4 protein-coding genes are annotated in these 1039 nt (G+C 56.2%); 2 read left to right on the forward strand and 2 right to left on the reverse strand.

The window, feature by feature from the left end; all coding sequences use genetic code 11:
* A partial coding sequence (locus V0R60_RS26860; protein WP_330143375.1) for a hypothetical protein occupies positions 1-284 on the forward strand: 284 nt, incomplete at its 5' end.
* Between the two features lie 36 nt (positions 285-320).
* Here V0R60_RS26860 and V0R60_RS27135 read toward each other — a convergent pair.
* The gene (locus V0R60_RS27135) at positions 321-608 is read right to left on the reverse strand and encodes an immunoglobulin-like domain-containing protein (protein ID WP_408005565.1); all 288 of its coding nucleotides are present in this window, start codon (positions 606-608) and stop codon (positions 321-323) included.
* Complete coding sequence (locus V0R60_RS27140; protein WP_408005564.1) at positions 527-796, reverse strand: immunoglobulin-like domain-containing protein; 270 nt, start codon at positions 794-796, stop codon at positions 527-529. The genes V0R60_RS27135 and V0R60_RS27140 overlap by 82 nt, the downstream gene beginning before the upstream one ends.
* Between V0R60_RS27140 and V0R60_RS26865 the strand changes: the two genes are divergently transcribed.
* Positions 716-1039 (forward strand): VCBS domain-containing protein (locus V0R60_RS26865; RefSeq protein WP_408005566.1); only part of this gene is annotated, 324 nt, incomplete at its 3' end. The genes V0R60_RS27140 and V0R60_RS26865 overlap by 81 nt on opposite strands.

The raw sequence follows: 1039 nt of genomic DNA on the forward strand, positions 1-1039 counted from the left end.
GGCCGTCGCCCCACTACGCAAGGGTTCCATTCGGCCTGCTGAAGGGACGATTTGTGGCGTCTGCACGATTTGTGCAGTTAGAAGCACAGCAGCGGCAACAGCAACACCAACAACAGCGAGGTGCTGGTGTGCAGCTTTTGCTTTTGATCTGGCTCATTCGCCGAAAATTCGCAAAACTCTTAAGAGTCACTCACAAATTTTACCTTAGCCTGAACAACACCAGTGAAAGTGCTATCCAGTCTATCTTTCTATCACATACCCAAATTTTTAAAGAACGATTCTGAAAAAGTTCAGAAATCAATATTCGACCGGCTTCGCTTTTACGGCGACCCACTTTCGTCGGGGTGTATGGACCGGACACATGGTGGACACGTGTACGGAGACATCGTTGACACATTATCGCCTGCCATCCGGGTTGTCCCTTCGGTAGGTTGAGTGTAGGTATTGCGTAGTCGGGTGACGGTGGTTTCACCCGAGGTTTCGAGCTTCTCGTAGTTACCACCGGTGGTGCCGGTGATGCTGTTGGTCAAGTCCGGGTTGGTGGTATGGACGTTGTCCGGCGCAACAAACTCCACCGTACCGGTGCTTTGACCCACTGGAATGGTGATTCGAGCTTCTCGTAGTTACCACCGGTGGTGCCGGTGATGCTGTTGGTCAGATCCGGGTTGGTGGTATGGACGTTGTCCGGGGCCGTGTATTCAACGGTGCCGGTGCTCTGGCCAACCGGAATGGTGATGTGCTGACCGTTGGCCAGCAGGGCGCCGACCGTATCGCCAGTGGCCCGATCACCCCGCAAACCATCGAAGGGACCTACGGCAAGCTGGTGCTGGCCGCCGACGGTTCGTACACCTACACCCTGAACTCTTCCGATCCGGACTTCATCAACTTGCACGGTGGCGGGTCCCTTTTGTCTTGGCAAAAGGAACCAAAACCGTGTGTCCCTGCATTCGGCCCTACGCTGCGCTCCGGGTCCCCTCGCTCCGGCATTGCTCCCGTCGGGACCGCACCGAAGGGCCGTCCTGGCCCTACGGTGCTCGCA

It is taken from the genome of Pseudomonas auratipiscis, from assembly GCF_036324085.1.
Taxonomy (GTDB): domain Bacteria; phylum Pseudomonadota; class Gammaproteobacteria; order Pseudomonadales; family Pseudomonadaceae; genus Aquipseudomonas; species Aquipseudomonas auratipiscis.